This is a genomic window from Mesorhizobium sp. P2_A12, assembly GCF_056405075.1.
This window is the reverse complement of sequence record NZ_JBFUCU010000016.1, coordinates 105,153-119,767: the sequence shown is the minus strand read 5'-3', so window position 1 is coordinate 119,767 and position 14,615 is coordinate 105,153. Positions and strand designations below refer to the sequence as shown.

Genomic DNA, 14,615 nt, shown 5'->3' with positions numbered 1-14,615 from the left:
GTTTTGGCCCGATCTCGGCCAGATAGCCGGCTGAGCCGGCGTGCAGATCGAGGGCCGCGATCGTGCCGGTCACCCGACTGTCGGTGAAGTTGGCATTGTCGCGAAAGCGCTGAAGCCCGGCGGCCTGCATCCCGCTCAAGGCCGCGATCCGCTCGGCCACTGGTTCGTCGCGCCAGATCTCGACATTGGCGAGCGCTGCCGCGCAGGCAATCGGATTGGCAGTGTATGAGCTCGAATGAAAGAAGGTTTTCTTACGGTCTTCGGAATAATGGGCCTGGAAGATGGCATCGGTGGCGAGCGTGGCGGCTAGCGGGATCACGCCGCCGGTCAAGCCCTTCGAGGTGCACAGGATGTCCGGAGAGATGGATGCCTGCTCGCAGGCGAACATGGTTCCGGTGCGGCCCCAGCCGGTCATCACCTCGTCGGCGATCAGCAGCGTGCCCGAAGCTTCGGCGATCTTCTTCAGTTCGGTCAGAACCGAGGCCGGATACATCAGCATACCGCCGGCGCCAAGCACGAGCGGCTCGACGATCAGCGCGGCGGCGTGCCGGTCGCGGCTGACGGCCTCGAACCGATCCAGCGTCTCCTGCTCTCGCCCGGCGGCCGGGAAGGGGATGGTATCGACCTCGAACAGCAAGGGCTCGTAGGCAGCGTTGAACACACCGCGGGCGCCGACGCTCATCGTGCCGATCGTGTCGCCATGATAGCTGTGCTCCATGACGACGATGCGCGAGCGCGGCGCGCCGATGTTGCGGAAATAGCCGAGCGCCATCTTCAACGCGACTTCGACTGAGGTCGAGCCGCTGTCGGAGTAGAACACCCAGTCAAGGCCGGCTGGCGCGAGGCCGACAAGCGCCCTGGCGAGGCGTTCGGCCGGCTCGTGGGTGAAGCCGGCGAAGATGATCTGGTCGAGGCTCGCCGCGGTCGTTTCGATGGCCTTCATGATGTGAGGATGGCGGTGGCCGTGGGTGACGACCCACCAGGAGGAAATGGCATCCAGGATGCGTGTGCCGTCGGCCTTGTGAAGGTAGGCGCCGTCCGTCCGGACAATTTCAGGGATCGCCGGTTCGAGCGCGTGCTGAGTGAACGGATGCCACACACGGGACTGCGACATCATTCGCCCCCTGCGATCGCTGTGAGGTCGAAGCCGGCAACCATGGCATCTCTCAGCGTTTCACTCGTCAGAGGATCGATGTGCGGCAGTCTGCCAAGCTGGCGCACGCCGCTGAACTCCACGATTGTCCTTTGCGTATCGGCCACCTCATCACCGATGAAGGCAATGCCGATGAGCGGGATGGAACGGGCCCTGAGCGCCTCGATCGACAGCAGGGTGTGGTTGATCGTGCCGAGCGTGGTACGGGCGCACAGGATGACCGGCATCCGCCACTGAGCGAATATGTCGATGAACTTGGTGCGCCGGTTGAGCGGCACCATCAGTCCCCCGGCCCCTTCGATGACGACCGGACCCGGCAAGTTCGGAAGCGAGAGCTCTGCGACGTCTATTGCGACGCCGTCGAGTTCGGCTGAACGATGCGGCGACAGCGGCTCCTTCAGGCGATACACTTCGGGCAGCACGCGTCCTTTCGGCAGGCCGGCGAGCCGTTCCACAACCTCGCTGTCGGTTTCGCCGTTGAGGCCCGATTGCACCGGCTTCCAGTAGAATCCGTCGAGCAGGCCGGCCAATCCCGCCGAAAACACCGTCTTGCCGATGCCGGTATCCGTTCCGGTGATGACGATGCGCTTGGTCATGACGAGGCCAACACCTCGACGAGCGCCTCGACCATGGCCGAAATGTCGGCTTCGTCGACGTTGAGCGTCAGCGAAATGCGCAGCCGCGACGTGCCCTCGGGAACCGTCGGCGGACGAATGCCGCGAATGTCGAAACCGCGCGCCTGCAGCGCCGCCGCCACCGCCATGGTGCGCCTGTTGTCGCCGATGACGAAGGGCTGGATCTGCGAGCCGCTGGGTGCCACGCCGCAGCGCTCGGCCAATTGGCGGCCCGCGAAGGCAACGCGCTCCTGCAGCTGGACACGGCGTTGGGGCTCATCGGACAGCATGGCAATCGCCTCGCGCACTGCCACTGCCATCAGCGGCGATGGCGCGGTGGCGTAGATGAATGGCCGGCAGCGGTTGACGAGATAGTCGCATAGCGTTCCCGGCCCGGTGACGAGTGCGCCGGACGCGCCGAGCGCCTTGCCGCATGTGTGAAGTGCGACGATGTTGTCGCGGCCCTCGAATGCGGCGGCCAGCCCCCGGCCGTCCGGTCCCCAGATGCCGGTGGCATGCGCTTCATCGACGACGATGAATGCCTCGTGCCGATCGGCAAGCGCTACCAGGCTTTCCAGCGGCGCGCGGTCGCCGTCCATGCTGTAGAGGCTTTCGACCGCGATCCAAATGCGGCCCATGCCGCCTTCGGCGCGCCAGCGGGTGATCGCATCCTCGACAGCATCGACGTCGTTGTGCGCTGCGAGCTTGAACTCGGCGCGGCCAGCACAGGCCCCCTCATGCATGCTGGCATGGGCGAGTTCGTCGAGGACCAAAAGGTCGCCCTTCTGCGGCAGGGCGGTCAGCAAAGCGAAGTTGGCGATGTAGCCGCTGCCGAAGAACAGCGCGCGTTCGGCGCCGAAGAACGCCGCGGCGTCTGCCTCCAGGGCCTCGTGCTCCGGTGAGTTGCCCCTTAACAACCGCGATCCGGTCGCGCCGACCGGCGTCCCCCGCGCAATCGCCGCCGCCACCGCTTCGCCAAGTCTTTTGGAGGCGGCAAGCCCGAGATAGTCGTTCGACGAGAAGTCGAGCCCGGTGCGCGGTGCAAGTGTGCGCAGCCGGTCCTTGCGCGCCAGTCCGCGCAAGGACGCGTCATAGCGGGCAAGAAGTGCCTCGTTCATTGCGCCTCGAGTTCCATCGGCTCGATGCCGAGACGGCGGAACAGAAGGGTATCCTTGTCCTCGCCGGGATTGTCCGCCGTCAGCAGCGTGTCGCCGACGAAGATCGAGTTGGCGCCGGCAAAGAAGCATAGCGCCTGCATCTCGTCGGTCATGGCGGTGCGGCCGGCCGAAAGTCGGACATGCGATTCCGGCATCATGATGCGCGCCAGCGCGATCACGCGCACGAATTCGATCGGCTCGATCGGCCTTGCGTCGGCAAGCGGGGTGCCTTCGATCGGGATCAGCATGTTGATCGGAACGCTTTCCGGATGCTCCGGCAGGTTGGCCAGCGTCACCAGCATGTCGATCCGGTCCACCGGCTCTTCGCCCATGCCGACAATGCCGCCGCAGCAGACCTTGATGCCGGATTGGCGAACCTGTTCGAGCGTATCCAGCCGGTCGGCAAACGTGCGCGTCGAGATGATCTCTGAGTAATAGCGCTCGGAGGTGTCGATGTTGTGGTTGTAGTAGTCGAGACCGGCCTGTTTCAGACGAGCGGCCTGCTCAAGATCGAGCATGCCGAGCGTCATGCAGGTCTCCATACCGAGTGCCTTGACACCCTCGACCATCGCCACCACCGCGTCCATGTCGCGCGCCTTCGGGTTTCGCCAGGCAGCGCCCATGCAATAGCGGGTGGCGCCGGCGTCACGGGCCTTGGTCGCCTCGGCGATGACGCGCCTGACCTCCATCAGCTTTGACGCCTTCAACCCGCCTTCGTGATGTGCCGATTGGCTGCAATAGCCGCAATCCTCCGGGCATCCGCCTGTTTTGATGCTGAGAAGCCGGCTGAGCTGGACCTTGTTGGGATCGAAATTCTGCCGGTGAAGGGTCTGCGCCTGAAACAAAAGGTCGTTGAAAGGCAGGTCGTAGACCGCCTGGGCTTCCGCTCGCGTCCAGGGGGGAAGCGCCCAACCGATTGGATCCGAGGTCAGGTCTGGGCTGAGTTCGTTCATAACGGTCTTGTTCTCCTAATCTTCCGTCCTTGACCTGGAGCGTTGCAGTGGATGTTGAAGACAAGGCGCATGCCAGCGGGAAGTCTTCTATCGAAACGCGAGTGGTGGCGCGCTTGAAGCGGATTCTCCAACTGCTGCCCGCAGGCTCAACTCACGTCATCCGTGGGGATTTCGGTTTCCGTTGTTTTACTTTGAGCGCAGGAATGCTCCTTTCTGATCGCGTCGCAGGATTCGGTGAAGGCGACGTCCAGCAGATAAACCAGAAGTTCCAGGCCGTGAGAGGCCGCCAACTGGCGCATCTCGTCGAGTCGGCAGATGATGACGCCAAGGGCTGCGACGCGGCTTTCTGTGCCTTGCTGGTCCGTCGTTCCCGCCTCCGTTGTTGAAGCGTGGCGCTTGTCGCCGAGCAGGCTTGCGTCGGCTGTTGGTGGAACCGGGGACGTGCCGACGCAGGTTAGCCTGCGACCAAAGGAGTTCCTGCGATCCCGGCTCATGTCCTCTCCATCAGTTCAAATGCCTGTTGCAATTTCGGTCGGCCGGCATGTCGAGACCGATGTCTAGAATGGGCGCGCTGTGGGTAAGCCAGCCGACCGATATGAGGTCGACGCCGGTCGCCGCAATTGCCGCGGCACTCGCCCGCGTCACCCGGCCTGAAGCCTCGGTGATCGCACGGCCCCCGACCATAGCCACAGCCTGCGCAAGGTCCTCGACCGACATGTTGTCGAGGAGCACGGCGTCGACGCCCGCTGTAAGCGCGATCTCCAACTGGTCCAGCCTGTCCACCTCGACCTCGATCTTGACCATGTGACCTATGGCGCTGCGCGCGCGCTCGATTGCAGTGCGAATGTCGCCGGCAATGGCGATGTGGTTGTCCTTGATGAGCACGGCGTCGTCGAGCGCGAACCGGTGATTGGCACCGCCGCCCGCTCGTACCGCATATTTTTCCAGAACGCGCAGGCCCGGCGTCGTCTTTCGCGTGCACACGATTTTTGCGTGATGGCCCCTCACCGCGTTTACGAGCGTAGCCGTTGCCGTCGCGATGCCGCTGAGTTTGCATAAGAAATTGAGCGCCGTCCGCTCCGCCGTCAGCAGGCTGCGCGCCGGCCCGTTTACGATCGCGATGGTCTGGCCGGCCGAAACCTTGCCGCCCTCAGGACAACGCAGCTGGATGCTGATCCCGGGATCGACCAGCAGGAAGGCAAACATGACCAAGTCGAGCCCGGCAACAACGCCTCCCTGCCGGGCATTCAACGCCAGCGTCGCTTTGCAATCGGCGGGAATGATCGCATCGCTCGTGATGTCGCCGGCTCTGCCCAGGTCTTCAAGTAGGGCACAACGCACGATGGGCTCCATGATGATCTGGGGAAGTGGTGCAAGTGAAGTCATGTCAACGGCTCCGTTCGGATGCTTGCCATCTGAGCGTGACGGCATTCTCAAAAGCTGTGCAGAGCGTCAGTCGTGAGGGGAGGGCGGCGGCATCGCGGCCAGGGAAATCGGATCGATAGTGGGAGCCGCGGCTCTCCTCGCGCCGAAGCGCGGCGATCGCCATCAACAATGCCACCAGGGCCGGATCGGCCGCGGCCGTCTCGCAAACAGATATCGGCAGCAGTGTCGCGACCGTGTCGCGCAGTGATTTCCCATTCCGAACAATGCCAAGCGCATTGGACACAATCGGGCGAATAGGTGAAGGGTCGGGCCGAATGGGAACAGTTGCGGGAAGCCTAGGCCACTGCCAACCCGCAGCGGTAGCCGCGACGCTTTCAGCCACCCAGGCGGCGGTTGCAACCGCTTCGGTCAGCGAGTTGCTGGCAAGCCGGTTGGCGCCATGCAGTCCCGTGCATGCGACTTCGCCGCAGGCCCACAGGCCGCTAACGGAAGTTCGCCCATCGGCGTCAACGGCCACGCCGCCCATGTGATAGTGAGCAGCGGGCCGCACGGGAATGGGTTCCACCGCCGGATCGATGCCGGCATGCTTGCAAATAGCGTCGATTGCCGGAAAGCGTCTTGCGAATTTCTGCCCGAGACAATGTCGGGCATCGAGATAGACGCCATGCCCGGCTGCGAGCTGATCCGAGATCGCGCGCGCGACCACATCGCGCGATGCGAGTTCTGTCCCGGGCGTATCTGCCAGGAAGCGATGGCCGTGCTCATCGATCAGCACCGCGCCTTCGCCACGCACTGCTTCGCTGACAAGCGGCATTGGCCGGCGCGCAATGTCGAGGGCCGTTGGGTGGAATTGCACGAATTCGAGATCGGCTAGTTCCGCGCCCGCGCAGGCGGCCAGCGCCAGGCCATGCCCGAATGTGGAGAGCGGATTGGTTGTGTCGCAAAACAGGCCGCCCATCCCACCGGTGGCCAGCACCACGCGGCGTGTGGGCAATGCGAACACGCCGCCGTGCAGGGCAGCCACCACCCCTACAATGCTCCCTTCCGCGACAACCAAGCGAAGCGCTGTCATGCCTTCCATGATCGTGATCGAACGGGTTCGCCGCGCCACGCCGAGTAGCGCCCGAAACAACTCGCGGCCGGTTGCGTCGCCGGCGGCGTGCACGATGCGGCGACGCGAATGCGCCGCTTCCAGGCCCAGCTGCAGCCTCCCGTCCAGCGACCGGTCGAAAGGAGCACCAAGACGAATAAGGTTCTCGACGGCTTGAGGTGCGGCCTCTACCACCCGCCTGGCCATTTGTTCGTCGCAAAGCCCATCGCCGGCAGCAAGCGTATCGGCGAGGTGCAGGTCGGGGCTGTCGTCCTCCCCAAGACTCGCTGCGAGGCCGCCCTGCGCGAGGGTGCTCGAGGCCTCCGTCCCGAGTGGGCTTCTGGAGAGCAGAACGACTGGTTGCGGCGCCAGGTGAAGCGCCGTCATGAGCCCGGCGATACCAGCCCCGATGATGACCGGCGCTCCGCCAATGTGATGAATGTCCGCCGTCATACAAAGAGCATGCGTTCCACAGCCCAGCGGGCCCGTTCAGCGACATGAGGATCGATCGTGACGACGTGGCGGTTCTCCTCGATCGCGGTGCGGATGTTACGAAGTGTGATGCGCTTCATATGTGGGCACAGATTGCAGGGACGCACGAAATCCACGTCCGGATGCTCGACCGCGACATTGTCGCTCATTGAACATTCCGTCATCAGCGCCACACGCGCCGGCTTGTGCCGCGCGACATAGTCGGACATCGCCGCCGTCGAGCCGGCGAAATCGGCTTCCGCGACCACTTCCGGCGGACATTCGGGATGGGCAAGTACACTGATGCCGGGATGGGCCTCACGCAGCTCGCGGATGTCGGCCGCCGAGAAACGCTCATGCACTTCGCAGCGCCCCTTCCAGGCAATGATCTCGACCTTGGTCTGCGCCGCGATGTTCTTCGCCAGATATTCATCGGGCAGCATGATCACACGCGGCGCGCCGAGCGACTTTACGACTGCAAGCGCGTTGCCTGAGGTACAGCAAATGTCTGACTCGGCTTTCACCGCGGCGGAGGTGTTGACGTAGGTGACGACCGGAACGGACGGATAGCGCTGCCGCATCATGCGCACGTCTTCGGCAGTGATCGAGTCCGCCAGCGAGCAGCCGGCGCCGAGATCCGGGATGAGCACGGTCTTGTCCGGATTGAGCAGCTTGACGGTCTCGGCCATAAAATGCACGCCCGCGAGCACGATGACGTCCGCATCGACCGTCATGGCCTTGCGGGCCAGCGCCAGGCTGTCGCCAACGATGTCAGCCACGCAGTGAAAAATCTCCGGCGTCTGGTAGTTATGCGCCAGGATGACGGCATTGCGCTGTCGCTTCAGTTTCAGGATTGCATCGATATCCTCGACGAAGACCGGCCACTCGATCGGTGGGATAACGCGCCGAACGCGGTCGTACAGTGAGGCGCTCGAAGGCAGGACGGCGCTCATCGAGCCTCCAGTTATAGTCTACCTGATTATAAGGCGTATATAATCGTTGTGACTATAAGCGGTGTCAAGCCCGTGCGATCGGCAATTTTGTGCCGGCCACAGGCCTCTCGTCGAGAATAGTATGGTGGAAGCGGTAGAGCTGCGCCGGCCGGCCGCCGGTCTCGGCGGTCGTCGCCCCGGTCTTCTCAACCAGTTCCTGCTGCTCTATGAGCCGGCGAAAGTTCGGCTTGTTGATGAGCCTGCCGGAGAGCGCCTCCACAGTTCGCTGTAGCTGCAAAAGCGTGAAGAGCGGCGGCATCAGTTCGAACACAACAGGCCGGTATTTGATTTTGGAGCGCAGTCGCGCAATAGCCGTTGCCAGAATGCGGCGGTGATCGGCGATCATCGATCTGCCCGGCACCGAAGCGAGGATGGCCAAAACTCCGCCGCGCTTTGCTTCCTCCACCAGGGCGGCTTCGTAGAGCAGCTCGTAGCGCTGCAGCGCAAGCTCTTCGTTCCATGCCCGGCCGTCCAAGGCAAAGGCAACCGCCGCTCGCCGTCGGCGATCGAAGCGCGTCGCGCCGTCGTCCGCGCCGTCCGCCCATTCGATAAGGCGCGGCCGCAATTCTTCCAGCACTATCGGGGGCCTGCCGGAGCGATGATCCTCCCACGGAAAATAGTCGTACCAGCTGGCCCAACTGCGCCTGCCCGAGGCGCCCGCATTTTCTTCGCGGGTGAGTGCGAGATAGCTGATCGAGATCACGCGCTGGTTGGCGCCGACCCGATCGCGATCGGCAAAGGTGTAGAGCTGCTCGATATAACCGAGAGGCTGACCGGTCTGCAGTTCTACCCATGCCCTGAGCCCCGACTGGAGCGAACGATGAGCGAGCTCAAACGGGCCCGAGGGAAGAGCGGCCCCCTGTTCGATGGTCAGAACACATGGTCCAGCGTCGTTCACGGCGACCACGACTGCGATCAGGTCGGCGTTGACATCGTTGGTTTTGCCTATGGTTCTGCCTTTCCTTGGTCCTTTGGCCTGATCCATGGTTCCTGACCCACTTGGGTAGGCCTCCGCGCGAACTGTCTAAACCGATTTAGTTCTGTTCTGTATCATACCAATCGTCGCGTCAACACCACGCGCTGTGGCGACTTTACCTCTTCGCGCCTGCACAAAAATATGCCAAACGCGACACTCGCCGTGGGTGACGCTGGGTGAGGAGAGACGTCGATTGAGCGTCGCTGGTTCGTGAAAGGCGATCACGCCGCCGGATATCCGTGCGCGAAAGGCAGTACGGCGCTTATCTGCCTGACGACCTACACCACTCCGGTTAGGCTGGTTGACGGCGTACTGTTCTCCGTTTCAATCGCGAGACATCCGGCACGGGGCCGGCGGAGCGACATGGCCATCGGACCGACCATGACGGCGCTGCGTTCTCGCCAACTTGATTGGGATACCAAGCGCCGTGCGGTCGAGCGGGCCGTGGATTGCGGCCGGCGCCAACAGGACGGCTGCAACGTCTCACCGACGGAGGTCCGAGCCGTACCAATCAACGCTGATTGTCCAGCTATTCTCCTCGCGCGCTATCTCGCGGCCCTGCTTGAAGTCCGCGAGCCGGTTCAGAGATTCTTGATCTCGATACCGTATTTCCTCAGCGCGTAGCCAATCTGGCGCGGCGTCAGTCCAAGCAGGCGCGCTGCCTTTGCCTGTACCCAGCCGGATCTTTCCATGGCCGCGATGAGACGCTCGCGATCGGTCATCTTCGCGTCGCTTACGAGGCCTAGCCGAACAGGCGCTGGCAGTGCCCGCTCGCTGTCAGCGGGCGGGCCCCCAAAGGCGGCCGAAGCAAAAGCACCAGACGATTGCATGGCCGGGTTCAGTGACGATGGTGCGATCGGCTCCGATTTCGGCGCAGTCTCCTTCGATGCGTGCTTCCATAGCATCGCGGAAAGGCATCGGCCGTGGCAGCAGTCAAAGTCGTTTCTGCCGATTGACGCTCCCGCTGCCAGGGTCGCTGTGCGCTGCACGCAATTTTCAAGCTCGCGGACATTTCCGGGAAAAGCACAGTTCATCAGCACTTCAGTCGCACTCGCATCGAAGACCATCGTACGGCCGTTCTCGCTGTTGAAATTCTTGAGAAACTCAGCGGCAAGGAGCGGAATATCACCGCGCCTTTCGCGCAATGGCGGCACCAGCAAGGGAACAACGCTGATGCGATAATAAAGGTCGGCGCGAAACTCATTCCTTGCAACCGCGTCTTCCAGGTTCCTGTTCGTGGCGGCAATCACGCGAACGTCGACCTTAATCGTCTGGTTGCTGCCGACGCGCTCGAACTCCTGCTCCTGCAGCACGCGCAGCAGCTTTGCCTGGAACGAGGCCGAAATCTCACCGATCTCGTCCAGAAACAACGTTCCCTTGTCGGCGAGCTCAAAGCGCCCCTTGCGCGAGTTGAATGCACTGGTAAAGGCACCCTTTTCGTGACCGAACAGTTCGGATTCCAGGACTGTCTCAGGGAGCGCTGCGCAATTGAGCTTGATGAACGGCCGCTTGGCGCGTCCCGACATCTCGTGAACGGCCTTGGCGACCAGCTCCTTGCCGGTCCCCGATTCCCCGCGCAGCAACACGGTGCTGTTGGACCTGGCTACTAACGCGACCTTCTCAAGCAGCCCGCGCAGCGCCGGGCTGTCGCCAATGATCCCCTTGACATGAGCCCTTTTGCCCTCATGCCCAGGCTGCTTGAGTTCGCCGAATTGCTTTTGCATCCGGATTTTTTCGGCCATCAGTCGCTCGCGGTCGGACGCGAACAGGCGATGCAGCTTCACTGTCTGTCCAACCAGATTAGCGATTGTGGTAAGGAGGCGCAGGTCGTAATCGAGGAGGGAGCCTGATTTGTTGTCCAGGATGCGGTCGATGGTCAGCGTGCCCACGACGTTCGCATCGACGCGAATGGGTACGCCGATGAACGACACTTTCATGTTGTCGGACGCCCCGAGCACCTCCTTGTCGGCGGCGTTGAAAGCCGGATCCAGCGCTATGTTCTCGGCGACGAGCGCCATGCCCGTCGTTATGATCTGGTCGATCGCCGCCCGTGGCAGATGCTTGCGGTAGCGCTCATCGCTGCCTTCGCTCCAGCCGGCGCCGACGGTCATGTCCGGTATGCCGGCACCGTCGCAGAGCGAGATGATGCCGTGCCGCACCTGCACCAACGATGGCAGGAGGTCGACGACGTTGGCCAACGTGGCTTCCAGCCCAGAGGGAGCGGTGAGCGCTGTCGACGTTTCAAAGATGTCCGGCGCCCTCTCGTGCAACGGCACAATAGGGACCACGTTATTCATCTCGGACTTTGAATTAGGGCTTTTCATTTTTGGAAGCGATATGCAGCGTGACGAGATCTGCCTGGCACTTTGCTCGGAGTTGCGAGTATCTTGCATGTGATCATCCATCTCGCGCCATGAAATCGCTGCCCGAGGCAAGTGCGCCTATTGTCCAGCGCGTGGATGTCCTTGGCGAATCGCATTCGTCGGCGTCTTCGCTCAACAGGCCGCTGCACAATCGACGAGTTTGCTCGCCTCGCCCTTGCACGCGGGGATTCATTGAAACACGAAAAGGCGTTGATGAAGATAGTCGTGACGATTGATCCGTCAGCAAGACGGGCGTCTGCAGCCGGCTTTTCGCGCGCAATGAAATTGCCATTGAGATGATAGCTAATGTCGATGCCAGTCAGGCCCGGGCCGCGAGCAAGTGCGGCCCTGGCAAGATGGGGCGGCGTCATGCGGTCGATCGCAAAGCGGAGCGATGCTTGACGCATAGCTTTCCTCTCTCTTCATGAAGTGCGGGTCGTCGTTCTCGGCTGACTGGCTTCCGCCGCGCAGCAATCATTCGTTGTTAAACGAGACCGGAATGAGGCAGGTGAGTCAATCAAACTCCCGCTGTTTTTCTTTCATGAATGAAAGGAAATTAGGCTCTCATGATAGTATTTTATCAGTTTTTCAGATGTTTTCCGGCAGATAGATCTCAAACGGCAGAAAAGTCTGCCCAAGCGTCTCCGAAGTGCCGACCTTGATGGCCTGGGCCATCAGCGTCATCAGTTCCTGGCAAAGCAGGCGCTGGGGCGTGGCGACCGACATCGTGATCATGCCATCTGCGAGTGCAGCCCGTGACTCCGGCGTGATCTCGTTAACGATCGCGACGAGACCCCGGCTTTCGCCTTCTTCACGGAGCGCGGAGATCGCTCCCTCCATACCTCCGCCGGCCACATAGAAGCCGGTGAGTTCGGGTTCCCGTTGCATGAGATCCAGCGTGGCCTCGTAGGTAATCTGCCGTGCCTCAAGGTTCACGAGCGGATCGAGCAGCTCGAATGCCGGTGCATTCTCACGGAAATAGGAGCGAAAGCCGACCTCCCGCAGCTCCTGCCCCTGAAAACGGTGGCTGCCGACAAAAACCGCCACCTTGCCCGGCCGTCTTGCGACCTTTGAAAGCATCCACGCTGTCGTCCTCCCGACTTTGCGGTTGTCGAGGCCGATATAACCCTCACGAACACCTTCGGCGAAATCGGAAAGCAGCGAGAAAACGGGGATGCCTTTTGCCTTGAGTTCTTGGACGGCTGCCGTGATCGCCGGATGGTCCGGCGCCACCATGGCGATCGCGTGGCAGCGCGCTCCGAATTCCTTGAGCAATGGGATAAGGTCGCATGGCATGTGCGACGGCGCGAATTCGATGAGCGAAGTGCCATGGAAGCACTTCGCCGCGTTGACCGCCGCTTCGACCTCACGCGCGAAGCCCTGGTAGAAGTGGTGAGTCGGTTTTCTCAAGATGAAGCCAAGCCGATATTGCGGCAAGTCCGGCTGCAGGCGCTGCTTGATAAGACCTGCGGCGTGATATCCGATGGCCTGTGCCGCCGCTAAGACCCGCTGCGCAGTCTCCTTCCGCACCGGATGACGGGCATTCAGAACTCGGTCAACGGTGGCAACACTAACCCCGGCTTCCCGGGCGATATCAGCAATTATGGGTCGCTTCGCCATTGTTCGAGTCTGATTAAACGACATCAAGGGTCCCGGCAAAGGTCGATTCAGTAAAATCTGTCATTCGTGCATTGATCCTGTTCGCTACCGAATTCTTGTCGTGGCATGGTGCGAGGTAGAAGCCGAGACGTAGAGCGTGGGCGAATTGTTCAGCCGTGCCGACGGCTCCGATCGAGCTCCACGCCCGGTTCCACGAACCGTCGCAAACTTCGGAGGCATTAAGCGCATCATCGATGGCTTGTGTGTCGTGACCGGTGCAAGACCTTCGCAAGGCGCAGATGATTTTGCACCCACTGCATTTCGGGATTCTTGATTTCATCGGCCCGCGAGAGTTTGTTTGGAACCCGCGGCCCGATCGTCCGGCGTTTGGGACCAGCCAGGCGATTCAACTGGCAGCGATGCTGCCGAGTTGCTCGGCGCGGGCGTTCTCAGTGGCTGGCCGGTTGATGTCTCGGCAGGCTGGTGGCCGCAGAATGCAGCTTTCAATTGCGCCTGATCCAGTTCGCCTTCCCAGCGGGCGACGACGAGCGATGCCACCGCGTTACCGACCAAATTCGTCAGTGCCCTGCATTCCGACATGAAGCGATCGACGCCAAGGATCAGCGCCATTCCAGCAACAGGAACTGCCGGCACTACGGAGAGCGTAGCGGCCAACGTGACGAAGCCGGCACCTGTGACACCTGCTGCACCCTTGGAGGAAAGCATCGCGACGAGCAGCAGCAGGACCTGATCGCCAACTGACAAATCCGTATTCGTCGCCTGCGCGATGAAAAGGGCCGCGAGGGTCATGTAGATATTGGTGCCATCCAGATTGAAGGAATATCCGGTCGGGATAACCAGGCCCACGACCGAGCGCTTGGCGCCGGCCTTTTCCATTTTCTCCATGAGAGAGGGCAGCGCAGCCTCGGAGGAGGACGTTCCGAGGACCAGCAGCAGCTCTTCCTTTATGTAGCGGATAAGAGAAAAGATCGAGAAGCCATTGTAGCGACAGACTGCACCGAGAACCCCGAATACGAAGAGGAAGGCCGTGAGATAGAAGGTCCCGACCAGCATGGCAAGGTTGGCTACCGAACCGATGCCATATTTGCCAATCGTGAAGGCCATTGCTCCGAAAGCACCGATCGGCGCGGCTTTCATCAGGATGCCGACCAATTTGAAAACGGGTGCAGTGAGGTCCTGAAGGAAGGAAAGAACCGATTTGCCCGATTCTCCGACCATCGCCAGCGCGATGCCGAAGAGGACGGAGAAGAACAACACCTGTAGAATGTCGCCTTCCACAAAGGCGCCGACAATCGTGGTCGGGATCATGTTCATGAGGAAGCCGGTCACGGACTGCTCATGGGCCTTTGAGGCATAGCCATTGACGGCTTGGACGTCGAGCGAGGTCAGATCGATGTTGAGGCCGGCGCCAGGCTGAATGACATTGCCGACGATGAGGCCGACGATAAGCGCGAGCGTCGAGAAGGTGAAGAAATAGACCATCGCCTTGCCGGCAACACGGCCGACCTTCTGAAGATCGCTCATGCCGGCAATTCCAGTCGACACGGTCAGAAAGATAACGGGCGCGATAATCATCTTGACGAGCTTGATGAAGGCATCGCCGAGCGGCTTCAGGTTTTCTCCGATTTGCGGATAAAAATGGCCAACCGCGACTCCGAGCAGGATTGCGACAAGCACCTGCACGTAAGGCTTGGCAAAAAGGGTCTTGCGGGGTGCGCGCTTTACGCTTGGAGCCAGTGGGGTCAACATGTAAGTTTTCTCTCCCTGACCGGTTTGGGGCGGGCTGTTCCTCCCCGCGGCTTCTCCCATCGCGGCGCCCCGGTCGAACGCTGCTGCGTTG

Annotated in this window: 12 protein-coding genes; all 12 read right to left on the bottom strand. The window is 61.7% G+C overall.

Going from position 1 to position 14,615, the window contains the following annotated elements; all coding sequences use genetic code 11:
- Window positions 1-1,114, bottom strand: a 1,114-nt coding sequence (locus AC1DZU_RS27745; RefSeq protein ID WP_477289808.1) for an adenosylmethionine--8-amino-7-oxononanoate transaminase, incomplete at its 3' end; no start/stop codon positions are given.
- Complete coding sequence (gene bioD / locus AC1DZU_RS27740) at window positions 1,114-1,749, bottom strand: dethiobiotin synthase (RefSeq protein WP_477289807.1); 636 nt, start codon at window positions 1,747-1,749, stop codon at window positions 1,114-1,116. The genes AC1DZU_RS27745 and bioD, both read right to left, overlap by 1 nt.
- On the bottom strand, window positions 1,746-2,885 hold the full coding sequence (locus AC1DZU_RS27735) for an 8-amino-7-oxononanoate synthase (RefSeq protein ID WP_477289806.1): 1,140 nt from the start codon (window positions 2,883-2,885) through the stop codon (window positions 1,746-1,748). Before AC1DZU_RS27735 ends, bioD begins: the two co-directional genes overlap by 4 nt.
- On the bottom strand, window positions 2,882-3,877 hold the full coding sequence (gene bioB, locus AC1DZU_RS27730) for a biotin synthase BioB (RefSeq protein ID WP_477289805.1): 996 nt from the start codon (window positions 3,875-3,877) through the stop codon (window positions 2,882-2,884). Before bioB ends, AC1DZU_RS27735 begins: the two co-directional genes overlap by 4 nt.
- Before the next feature lie 146 nt (window positions 3,878-4,023).
- The gene (locus AC1DZU_RS27725; RefSeq protein WP_477289804.1) at window positions 4,024-4,371 is read right to left on the bottom strand and encodes a hypothetical protein; all 348 of its coding nucleotides are present in this window, start codon (window positions 4,369-4,371) and stop codon (window positions 4,024-4,026) included.
- A gap of 10 nt (window positions 4,372-4,381) precedes the next feature.
- Window positions 4,382-5,263 (bottom strand): carboxylating nicotinate-nucleotide diphosphorylase, encoded by an 882-nt coding sequence (nadC, locus tag AC1DZU_RS27720; protein WP_027033156.1) that lies wholly within the window; start codon window positions 5,261-5,263, stop codon window positions 4,382-4,384.
- Between the two features lies 1 nt (window position 5,264).
- A complete protein-coding gene (locus tag AC1DZU_RS27715) occupies window positions 5,265-6,806 on the bottom strand; it encodes an L-aspartate oxidase (protein ID WP_477289803.1) in 1,542 nt (513 codons plus the stop codon).
- A complete protein-coding gene (gene nadA / locus AC1DZU_RS27710; protein ID WP_477289802.1) occupies window positions 6,803-7,777 on the bottom strand; it encodes a quinolinate synthase NadA in 975 nt (324 codons plus the stop codon). The genes AC1DZU_RS27715 and nadA overlap by 4 nt, the downstream gene beginning before the upstream one ends.
- Before the next feature lie 64 nt (window positions 7,778-7,841).
- Window positions 7,842-8,801 (bottom strand): NUDIX hydrolase, encoded by a 960-nt coding sequence (locus tag AC1DZU_RS27705; RefSeq protein WP_477289801.1) that lies wholly within the window; start codon window positions 8,799-8,801, stop codon window positions 7,842-7,844.
- A gap of 572 nt (window positions 8,802-9,373) precedes the next feature.
- On the bottom strand, window positions 9,374-11,089 hold the full coding sequence (gene nifA, locus AC1DZU_RS27700; protein WP_477289815.1) for a nif-specific transcriptional activator NifA: 1,716 nt from the start codon (window positions 11,087-11,089) through the stop codon (window positions 9,374-9,376).
- 654 nt (window positions 11,090-11,743) lie between these two features.
- A complete protein-coding gene (locus AC1DZU_RS27695) occupies window positions 11,744-12,775 on the bottom strand; it encodes a LacI family DNA-binding transcriptional regulator (protein ID WP_010913552.1) in 1,032 nt (343 codons plus the stop codon).
- 315 nt (window positions 12,776-13,090) lie between these two features.
- On the bottom strand, window positions 13,091-14,524 hold the full coding sequence (locus AC1DZU_RS27690) for a dicarboxylate/amino acid:cation symporter (protein WP_027033161.1): 1,434 nt from the start codon (window positions 14,522-14,524) through the stop codon (window positions 13,091-13,093).
- Window positions 14,525-14,615: the final 91 nt, after the last annotated feature.

Coding starts and splice junctions, on each gene's coding strand:
- bioD (WP_477289807.1), bottom strand. CDS start 1,749: ATGACCAAGCGCATCGTCATCACCGGAACGGATACCGGCATCGGCAAG.
- AC1DZU_RS27735 (WP_477289806.1), bottom strand. CDS start 2,885: ATGAACGAGGCACTTCTTGCCCGCTATGACGCGTCCTTGCGCGGACTG.
- bioB (WP_477289805.1), bottom strand. CDS start 3,877: ATGAACGAACTCAGCCCAGACCTGACCTCGGATCCAATCGGTTGGGCG.
- AC1DZU_RS27725 (WP_477289804.1), bottom strand. CDS start 4,371: ATGAGCCGGGATCGCAGGAACTCCTTTGGTCGCAGGCTAACCTGCGTC.
- nadC (WP_027033156.1), bottom strand. CDS start 5,263: ATGACTTCACTTGCACCACTTCCCCAGATCATCATGGAGCCCATCGTG.
- AC1DZU_RS27715 (WP_477289803.1), bottom strand. CDS start 6,806: ATGACGGCGGACATTCATCACATTGGCGGAGCGCCGGTCATCATCGGG.
- nadA (WP_477289802.1), bottom strand. CDS start 7,777: ATGAGCGCCGTCCTGCCTTCGAGCGCCTCACTGTACGACCGCGTTCGG.
- AC1DZU_RS27705 (WP_477289801.1), bottom strand. CDS start 8,801: ATGGATCAGGCCAAAGGACCAAGGAAAGGCAGAACCATAGGCAAAACC.
- nifA (WP_477289815.1), bottom strand. CDS start 11,089: ATGAATAACGTGGTCCCTATTGTGCCGTTGCACGAGAGGGCGCCGGAC.
- AC1DZU_RS27695 (WP_010913552.1), bottom strand. CDS start 12,775: ATGGCGAAGCGACCCATAATTGCTGATATCGCCCGGGAAGCCGGGGTT.
- AC1DZU_RS27690 (WP_027033161.1), bottom strand. CDS start 14,524: ATGTTGACCCCACTGGCTCCAAGCGTAAAGCGCGCACCCCGCAAGACC.